Below are 9,700 nucleotides of genomic sequence, written 5' to 3' on the forward strand. Positions count from 1 at the left end.
GCTGAATTATTTCCTTCCAATGTATAGTTTGCTTTCTGCAGTTTAAGGTTCAGCTCATCACCTGGTTTAAAATAAAATTTAAAGATGTTACGTAGGCTGATTATTTCTGTTCCTCCAATGGCATATAGTCCTTTATACTCGGGGGTAAATTTGAAAGCAAATAGACTGGAGGAGTCTGGCGTACTGGTGGCGATTTCGGATAATCTGCCATTGAGTACTTTATATAAGTATACTTTTGGATAAGTCTTTTTATCAACTGTTCCATTAATTACAACTGGTTGCTGTGCAAAAGTGAGTACCGTGGATAACAACAGAAGTAATATAGACAGGGTAATTTTTTTCATGAAATTCATTTTAAGATGTGATATTGATTAGGGCTAAAGAAAATCTCGCTGCGTTGCAAATTGATGGTGAAGTTGTAACGGCTGATTAGACCAACACCGATTGATCCGTCAAAGCCTGGTTGCCAGTTTTCGTTGGTGGTATTACCTGCCATGAGTGTTACTGGAAGGTGGGGTATAGGATCGGTATCAGCAAATGCAAAACTGTGACTCTTGCCGGTAAAAGTAGGAGAGACCATTCCCATGCTCACCGTACTACCCTGCTGTTCTGGCTTGAAGCCACTGATCAACAGTTTATTTGTACGGACGAACGGCCGGAAACAGATTACGGTGTAGGACGCGCCTGTATCAAAAACAAATTGCCCCTTGTAGGCTTTTCCATCTACTATAGTAAGGTTTCCTGGGATAATGAGCATTCCCTTGGTCATAGTTATAGGGACTAGAAATCCTTTTTGGTTATATTGGTGATCTCCAAAATCATAGAGATAGAGTTCTTGCGAATCATAGTCTATCTTTGTAATAAAATGCTTGAGTAGACTATTTCCTATAATGCCATCTGTTTCTCCAGGCATTTCAGGGAAAATTGCGATCCCCTGTCCTTTCAGGATTACGGTGTCTAGTTGAATGGTATTTTGGTCGGATACCTTTATGTTTATACTTCCTCCTACAACTGACGCTTGGTTTTCCCGGGTAACTTGGAGTCCAATTTCATTTGCTAAGTTTTGGCTTACCGCCATGCCGTCGGCCCCGGTATCAAAGAGCATGCGGAGCGGGCGTGAAAAGGAATTGATTCGAACTGAAAGAATAATGCTGCCGCTGTGGTTTTCAAAGGGAATCTTTGCTCTTAGTTTTGTTTGCTGCGCAAAGCTAAACTGAGCATATAGTATGATCAGGAGTACCACTCCCGATTTAAAAATAGGATGCATCATGAGGATTGTAAGAAGGGTGAAAAGATAGTCCCATAATGGGACTATCTAAATACTGGAGCGTGTTAGCGTTCTCTATAAGTTAGGCTTTTGATTCTTCCAAAACCTTCAAATGATTTATATAATACCAGGTCTGCATTGATTCCCGGAACGGTATAAATACGAAGACCTCCTTCGATACCGTTATTCACAGCAGGATCATAGATGCCTACCATGAGTTTATTGTCGTTTGTGTATTTGGTCTTGTTTTTAAACTCATAAAAATTGAGATAGGAAACTTTCTTGCTTCCAAAATCTAACATGAGTTTAGAAGTTTTATACACCATATCGTATTCATAGACCTTACCGCCTACAGCATAGAAAATGTAGCCAAACTCCGGACTGATAGCATAGAATTCTGCATTGGCGATTTCGGCTCCTGTGATTTCACTATAATAAGATTGGACATTATTTGCCGAATTAAATCTGGCCAGGTATTGTTTAGGGGAATTAGGGTCTTTCAAAATTGAAAATAATTCACCGCCGTTATAAGGCACCCATCTCATATACTTTAAATCCATACCTGTACTGAAACTGAAAAGCTTAAGGTTTTGTGGTGGATCCGGAATTATGGTACAGGTTGCTCCCTGACCGCTATGTTTTACAAAGCGTCTGTTCGTTTTGTCGTAAAATATGGCATGTGCATTGGAAACAATAGCATGGTTACCTCCTATGAAAGGAGCAACTTCAAAACTTTTCCCTTCAGCCTGGATGTAATTGATGGGGGCAGCGTAGTAAATGTTATAGGACCTATCATAGTAATATGCATTTCCTTTACCAATCATATAAGAAGTCCAGCCTGATCTTTGTTGGATCACATCTGCATAGAAACCTGAAGGGACGTCACCAAACATTTCATAGGTTAAGCCCATGGTTTTTGTCCACCTGAAAGAGTCTGGGTCAACTTTTGTTGTTCCTTTGTCGGTTCCAAAATAGAGCCCATAGCTAATGCGGTCTGGTCCGATAAGCAATCCTGTGTTATAGGTATAAGTCATTACCGGTTTGCCTTCGAGTTGTAAGGCTGATCCTGTGGTAGCCAGAAGATCGGTTACCAGGTCAAAATTTCCCGAGCTGTTTAATGAAAGCATATCGACCCTCGCTTTTCCGTTTGCTTCGTTCATCATGATCCAGCCTTCATTGATTTGGTTTACAACATTTAAAGTGAAATTTGTGGTGTATTTTACGCCAGATGCCTTATCCGTAACCGAATAATAAGCTGTATAGCTGCCGGCGACCACGGTCATGACCATGTCCAGGTTTTTTGTGTTGCTGAGTACAAATATTTTTTGACCTCCTAAACCGGTTGGTCCAACATAACTCCACTCGTAGGTGTAGTTGGATTCGTTGAAATTAGGGTCCTGGCTAAATTTGATCTCAGGTTTAACCAGAATGGCTTTGCCAAACAGGGCAACAATTCCATCAGATAAACCTTTAACTTCTTCCAGCTTGTTTAATTCTTTGTAATTATAATTCCCAATGTCTTTTTTACATGATCCGAAAATGACTAGTGTCATTAACAGAAGAATAAGATGGATATAAATTTTTGATTTCATAAATTTCTATTAATTAAGGTGATAAAGCCTATTGAACATAATATCCCATTTCCATTACAGTACCATCATCTTCCAGGATGGTATGACCAGCAACTCTTTGGTCATTGAGGTAACGTTGCATGAATTTTCCATAAGAGATGACCTCTACTATTGACGCTCCATTATCCAAGTATGCTGGCTCAATACCTAGTACTTCTGCCATCAGAAGTAATTTTTTACGGGTAAAAGTGCCTAGATAGGCATCAAACCACATACTGGGTCTTTTGATGATATCATTGACAAACCATCTGTAGTTAATAAAAGACTGGGTTTTTCCGGTTGTGGTGTTGATAATTTTGTTCTTCATCGAAACAGAAAAGTTTTCGTTCTCCAGTAAATCAAGGCTTAGAAGAAGAGTTTTGGTCTGCATTTCTTCCCGTCTGAAGAACTTAATCTTCACGGTGTCAGACAACTGGTTTTTCCTGATGACAAAGGCGGTATTAAGTATTTGATATTGGGTGCCGGCTACTGCATTAGAAACAGGGTTTACGACCAGGCGATAGGGACGATCTATATCTTGTTTGGCGCCTATGATGGTAACGACCATATTTACCGTTGAATCTTTTGCTTTGGCAAGGCTAAAGGATAGTACTGTAGAGTCTTTTAACACTTCTCCCTGGTAAAGGAGACGCCTTGCTGATTCGTTAAAATAAATGGTTGGTTTACCTTCATAGGTATGAAGGTCCTTTTTACAAGAGAACAGGATCAAAATGGCAAGTAACCCTGTAAAATTTAAATATATCTTTTTCATTCTGATGATCGGTTTAAGTGCATTAACGGTATGTTGTTTCAGATAAGGGCATCGGTACATTATAGTTGATGGTTATATTCCCGCTTGAGGCTGATCCGTTGGGTACCGAAGTGATATTTCTTCGTTTATAGTAATAGAACAATTGTCCTTCACCAAAGAATTCTTTTTGATGCTCTTTCTGTAGTTCTGTATTGATATTTACCGTAACGGCCAAATCGGTGAGCCCTCTACTTGCCCTAACCACATTTAAATAGCGGACTCCATCTGACGCAATTGGTTCGCTTTCTGCTGCGATGTAATAGATTTCGCTAATTTTCAATAAAGGAATAGTGAACCTGAAAGTTTTTGTTTTGTCTATAATGTCGGCGTATTTATAGAATGTCTTATAGCTTTTTACACCGGTGGTTGGTATCTGCCAATTCAGGTTAAATCTATAGTCATTTTCATTGCTTTCGTATACGGTGTTCAACCTGGTGGTTATAGGCGCTAAAATATCCTCATCTTTAATAGAGGGATCAAATAAACTGGTGTAGCTGCTGTACAATTGTGTATTCATAATCCCAAATATCATCTCAGTGCTGAATACCCGGTCAGGGTTTTGTTTCTCGCTTAATGCGTTCTTGGAGGTCGTCCATGGGAATTTGCTGGCTAAGGCTATTATATCCTTTGCATACTTTAGCGCAGTTTGCTTGTCTCCTCTATATAAAAATACCCTGGCCTTAAGTCCTTTAACGGCATAGTAATTCAAACGGTAATTTCGGTTGTTCTTCAGGAAATCAACATTGTCTGTGGCTGTAGTGGGGCTCACTCCTGCGGCTATTATATTGTCTTGAGATAATAGATTCTCTGCTGTACTTAAATCGCTTATTACTTTACCGATGTAAACATTGGCAGGCAATAGCGGATTTATACTGTTTTTACTATTTTCATAGTAAGGTAAACTCTGTTTGGTGGAGTCGGCGGTTGCATATATAGGGCCAAATAGCCGTAACAGATCAAAATGCAGGAATGCGCGCATAGCAAGTGCTTCGCCTTTGTATATGGCTTCGGTTTGTGGGTCCAGTACGCCTTTGTATTTATCCATATTTTCTAAAAACGCGTTCACATTCAGGATGGTGGAATAGCTCTTTGTCCAAATGTTTTCCAATCTGCCTGTTGTTGGTTGATCCATGTAGGCATAGGTTGCTATTTTATTGAGTGAATGTGTTGATGGCATATTGTAACGTTGTGCCAGGATATCTAGGGTGGATAAGGTTAGATTTTCTCCGTACAGCTGATTGCTTGCCAAATTAATGTATAGTCCGTTAAGTACGGATTTAACACCCTGTTTGGTAGAAAATAACTGGGTTTCCACTACTTTGTCTTCTGGTTTTACATCTAAAAATTTCTTACAAGAAGATAGAATGATGGTGGATATGGTTAGCAGTGCTACTATTTTGATATAATTTCTTTTCATGTTTTTGCTATTTAAAATGAAGCTCTCAAGGAGAGTGCTACTGTTCTGGCATATGGATAGTCAATTCCCCTTTCTCTTTTAATGGTAGAGAGGTAGAGGAAGTCATTTGCCAGGAAATTGGTGGATAGCGATCTCAATCCCAATTGGGTAAGCCATGGTGTTTTTTCAAATAGGTAACCAATATTGAGCGACTCACTACTTAGTGTGTTGGCTTTCTGTACAAAGCGGGAGGAAATAGGACTTGTGCTGGTTAAAGAAATTCCTTTGAACTGGGCTATATCTCCGGGACTTTTCCATCTGTCATATAGTGCCCTTTTATCCTGGTTGTTGGCTATGCTGGTCTGGCTAATGTTCTCTACTTTATTAAACAACGCGTTATTGAATACATCTCCACCGATTTTATAGCGAAGTCCCATGCCGAATGTGAAGCCTTTGTAACGTAAATTTGTAGAAATGACACCTTCGGCGATGGCCACTGTATTGCCTACATTGACAATGTTTGCTGCATTGTAGTCAAATGTGTACTGACCATCTTTGGTTACAAATACCTCTCTGCCTGTTGTTGGATCTATTCCTACTGATTTGATTGCCCAGATGGCTTCTGCACTATTGCCATCATAATATCTAACTAAAGATTTGTTGGTTTCTTGCTGCTTGTTTAGGGTGGCTAATATGTTTCCAAAACCTGCATACTTGCTCTTGTAACTTGATGCAGTGATCCCAACACTCCAGGTAAATCCTTTAGATAAATTGTATATAGGGAAAAAAGTAAGTTTTGCTTCCATTCCTTTATAGTTCAGGCTGCCAACATTGTATGGATAAGAGAATACGCCTGTAGATGATGGAAGGTCGACAGGTACGATTAGAGGGTTAGTTTGTTTATCGTAGGCGTTGATGTATCCGGAAAAACGATTGTTAAAGAAGCTGAAGTCTAACGACGTACTGATTTGTCTCGTTTTTTGTGGTTCCAGATTTGGGTTGCCTAGCATATCCAGGCTTACGCCTTGTCCGAATTGGTTGTAGTTGGATTTGGTGTTGTAGTTATAAATGGAGATGGAACTGATGTTTGCAAAGTTCTGATTTCCTGTAACACCGATATTTCCTGTTAATCTTAATGAATTGATCCAGGATTGGTTTTTTATAAAGTCTTCTTTGTGAAGATTCCACCCCAATCCGAAGGCATAATATGGTGAAAACTGTTTGTTACTGCCATAGGCGGTAGAACCATCGAGACGGTACACAAAATCGAAAAGGTATTTGTTATCGTAAGCGTAATTTACGGATACTGTAGTATTCAATGATCGGTAAACATTGCTGGAAGCTGAAGGGGAAGCATCCTGCGGATAATTGTAAGCAAATCTTGGATTTCCTAAATTTCCTTCAGGGAAGCCCTCTGCTGTGGTATTGTATGCACTGTTATTGCTTTCTGAGATGGTGCTTCGCCAGTTGGCAGTGATGCTGTGTTTGTCGGCTAGTGTCTTGTAAAAGGTAAGCATTAGATTTCCCTGATAAGAAAAATTGTCGTTCCTAAAGTCTGAGTATTTTCCTTTTCTGAGGATTGGCGTGTTGGCAAATTCACTCATCTGTGGTGATTTGTAATTTTTAGATACGCTGGAACCTTTGGTGATTTCAGTGGCTACGTTCAACTTTAATGATGTTGTAAAATCATAATTTGTATTAAAGTTGTTTTGTACCGCCATACTTGTAGAATTATTGTATTGCGGTTGCATGGCATCATACAGCGGGTTAGTGACATAGAGCGTGGTACCTGTTCCATTGGCCTGCCGGCTTATTTCCAGGAAAGGATTATCGTAGTTTTTCTCATAATAAGGGTTTGTATTTACGTATTTTGCAAATGAGCCATATGGAGATTCGCTTGATTTGTTACCTCTGATGTAGGTGATGTTGTTGATGTTTAAGCCATTTTTCCTATACATCAGATTAATACTGCCACTATAACTGTTCCTTTCTGAACCTTTCATTGCGCCTTTTCCGATCCGGTAGTTCATGCCTACATTGTAGGTGAATGCTGCATCTCCACCAGAAGCGTTAATAGAGGAGTTGGTTGAATATCCGTTCTGGAGTGGTTCGCTTAACCAATAGCTGTCCACTCCCTTTTTTACGTACGATAGGTGTGTATTGTATAATTTGTCAAGAAAAATGGCTAAATCTGGATTTGTATCTTCTGTATACCGGCCCGACAAACGTTCGAATTCCAGTTTTTCTACGGCGTTCATCATGTTGTAAGCGGTAAGATCTGGCATTTCCAGTCTGAAATCCTGGGTATAAGTGAACCGAAGTTTTCCTGGTAATGGTTTTATGGTTTCGATGACTACGACACCGTTAGAAGCTTGTGAACCATATAGGGCTGTTGATGCAGCGTCTTTTAATATTGTTACGGAAGCTATTCTGTTCATATCTAAATCTACAATGGTTTCTAAACTGGTGGGGAAACCGTCGAGGACGAATAGAGGTTGGTTTGGATCTGAACCAAACTGATCTTTTAGTGTTGTGCTGGGAATACTGCTTTTACCTCTAACTTCTATCACGGGCATCACGTTGGGATTGGATCCTGATAAATTGTTTTCGATCTGAAGAAAGGAGGGATCCAGTGTTTTTAAACTTTGGATGATGTTGTTATTGCTTATGGCTTTAAGTTCATCACCTGAAAATTTAGCGGTTGTTCCGGTAAAGCTGTCTTTATTCCGATTTATTCCTGTGCCGGTTACAACGACTTCTCCCAAATCAAAATCTTTCTTTTTCATCTTAATGATCATTTTGTCGGGATTAAAGCTGGATTTCACTTCCTGAACTTCATATCCGATGCAGGAGATAATTAAAATTTCGTTCTCTGCAGATACTGGTAATTTAAATACACCATTTTCCTGGGAGGTGACCGCTTTAGAAGGGTTAGATTTCAGTTTTATCGTAACTCCCGCAATTGGTTTTTCATTTTCATCTATGACTTTACCTATAATGTAATTTTGGGAAAATAGTGGTTCAGCTGTTTTGTTTGAAGTTGATGACGGTGAGGGCAGGTTCTTTTTCAATACGATGGTTTTGTCAAAGAACTCGAAACTGAAGCCCAGGTTTTGAAGTGTATTTTGTAGTGCTTGGCGCAATGGTACATTTGTCAATTCTATTGAAACATCGTTAACGGCGGTTACTTCGTTCTGTTTATAGAAGAGGGTATAGCCGCTTTGTCGTTCAAATTCTTTGAGGATGGTTTCAAGTCCACTGTTTTTGCGATGCAATGTTATGTTTTGTGCATAGGTGTTGCCGTGTACTTGAAATAGCCCGATCCCCATGAGTATGGCTATAATTTGTACTTTCATTAGTATGTTGTTTCGTGTCTTTTTTAAAAACGACTTACGTTGGGCATCCGGGGAAAAGGCGCTATTAAAATGGCTTTGACTTTTGGATATAGCATGGCGTATTTCGTCTTTTTGGATAAGACGGTTTAGATTAATTTTCATTAACTTTGATAAGTTTGGATGTAATAATTTAATTAGCTAATAATCAAGTGAAAACATTCGCTAGTGTTTTTCTACAGCTAAACAAAACCTTATCCGGACGGTGCGTCAACACTTTCCGGATTTTTTTATCTAGCTACTGATCTTGATTAAATTCGGAGGTAAAATTTTTTCATACTTTTCATTTAATTGTTTGGTTAATTGATTATTAATTTTCTTTCGTTTTTTTGGTTGGTTACAGCATAGGCCTTGATGTCTGCATAATTTAGCAACTTAATCAGTTTGTCTAAGCTCAGGTTTTTAGGGATTTTACCGCTGTAGGTAATTGGGTTCTTGTCTTTATTGTATTCGATATCAATATCGTACCATCTGGATATCTGCCTTATGATCTCCTCCGAATTGGTTCCATCAAAACAGAATAATCCTCTGGTCCATCCAATGACATTGCTGGCATCTACCTGATGTTTCGAAAATTCGTGCTGGTTTAAGATGGTTTGTTGATTGGGTTGAAGAATGATGCTCTTTTTGTTTTGTTCATGCGGCGATACGCGGATAGAACCTTCGGCCAGGGTTGTCTTGACGGCATCTTCATTTTTATAGGCATTTATATTGAATTTGGTGCCTAGAACTTCGGTGGATTGCCGGTTGGTCTTCACAATAAAGCGGCTGTGCAATGCGGTTTTACTTACTTCAAAATAACCTTCGCCTTCTAGCTCGACAATTCGGTCTCCAGAGCCAAAGTTTTCAGGATAGGTGAGTTTGGATTCGGCGTTTAGAAATACTTTAGTGCCATCGGAAAGTACAATATGGTATTGCCCTGCTTTAGGTGTTTGCATGGTGTTTGTCCGGCTGCTTTTGTTGTCTTGTTGTTTTAAATGGTAGGTGATCTGACCGGATAGGTCTTTGTGGATCACGGTGTTGTCTACTGTCATGGATTGATTGTTCTCCAGATTGTCTAAGTTGATGATCTCTCCGCTGGACAAGGTAATAGTTGCTTTATTGGCTCCGGGACTTATAGCTGCAAGCTGGGCATCTGTCAGTGGCCTATATTTATCGCCGGTAACAAAGTGATTATAGGAAAAATAACTAATCAGGAGTAGAGATGCTGCAACGGATATTTTG

Annotated in this window: 6 protein-coding genes and 1 pseudogene; all 7 read right to left on the bottom strand. The window is 39.4% G+C overall.

Translation table 11 applies throughout. The features are described from left to right. Positions 1 to 344, bottom strand: a pseudogene (locus VNZ46_RS20970) (TlpA family protein disulfide reductase); the annotation flags it as partial. Positions 345 to 349: 5 nt separating this feature from the next. Then, positions 350 to 1,270 carry a retropepsin-like aspartic protease gene (locus VNZ46_RS20975; RefSeq protein WP_325562267.1) on the bottom strand — a complete coding sequence of 307 codons (921 nt, stop codon included), beginning with the start codon at positions 1,268 to 1,270 and terminating at the stop codon, positions 350 to 352. Between the two features lie 62 nt (positions 1,271 to 1,332). Continuing rightward, positions 1,333 to 2,859, bottom strand: a complete 1,527-nt coding sequence (locus tag VNZ46_RS20980; RefSeq protein WP_325562268.1) for a PKD-like family lipoprotein — start codon at positions 2,857 to 2,859, stop codon at positions 1,333 to 1,335. A 28-nt stretch (positions 2,860 to 2,887) separates the two neighbouring features. Next, positions 2,888 to 3,649 (bottom strand): DUF4843 domain-containing protein, encoded by a 762-nt coding sequence (locus VNZ46_RS20985; RefSeq protein WP_158275259.1) that lies wholly within the window; start codon positions 3,647 to 3,649, stop codon positions 2,888 to 2,890. A 22-nt stretch (positions 3,650 to 3,671) separates the two neighbouring features. Then, positions 3,672 to 5,105, bottom strand: a complete 1,434-nt coding sequence (locus tag VNZ46_RS20990; protein ID WP_325562272.1) for a RagB/SusD family nutrient uptake outer membrane protein — start codon at positions 5,103 to 5,105, stop codon at positions 3,672 to 3,674. A gap of 11 nt (positions 5,106 to 5,116) precedes the next feature. Then, positions 5,117 to 8,440: a SusC/RagA family TonB-linked outer membrane protein gene (locus VNZ46_RS20995; protein ID WP_325562274.1), complete on the bottom strand. Its 3,324-nt coding sequence runs from the start codon at positions 8,438 to 8,440 to the stop codon at positions 5,117 to 5,119. A gap of 335 nt (positions 8,441 to 8,775) precedes the next feature. Continuing rightward, on the bottom strand, positions 8,776 to 9,700 hold a 925-nt coding region (locus VNZ46_RS21000), incomplete at its 5' end, for a FecR family protein (protein ID WP_325562276.1).

This window comes from Pedobacter sp., assembly GCF_035566355.1.
Taxonomy (GTDB): domain Bacteria; phylum Bacteroidota; class Bacteroidia; order Sphingobacteriales; family Sphingobacteriaceae; genus Pedobacter.

Coding starts and splice junctions, on each gene's coding strand:
- VNZ46_RS20975 (WP_325562267.1), bottom strand. CDS start 1,270: ATGATGCATCCTATTTTTAAATCGGGAGTGGTACTCCTGATCATACTA.
- VNZ46_RS20980 (WP_325562268.1), bottom strand. CDS start 2,859: ATGAAATCAAAAATTTATATCCATCTTATTCTTCTGTTAATGACACTA.
- VNZ46_RS20985 (WP_158275259.1), bottom strand. CDS start 3,649: ATGAAAAAGATATATTTAAATTTTACAGGGTTACTTGCCATTTTGATC.
- VNZ46_RS20990 (WP_325562272.1), bottom strand. CDS start 5,105: ATGAAAAGAAATTATATCAAAATAGTAGCACTGCTAACCATATCCACC.
- VNZ46_RS20995 (WP_325562274.1), bottom strand. CDS start 8,440: ATGAAAGTACAAATTATAGCCATACTCATGGGGATCGGGCTATTTCAA.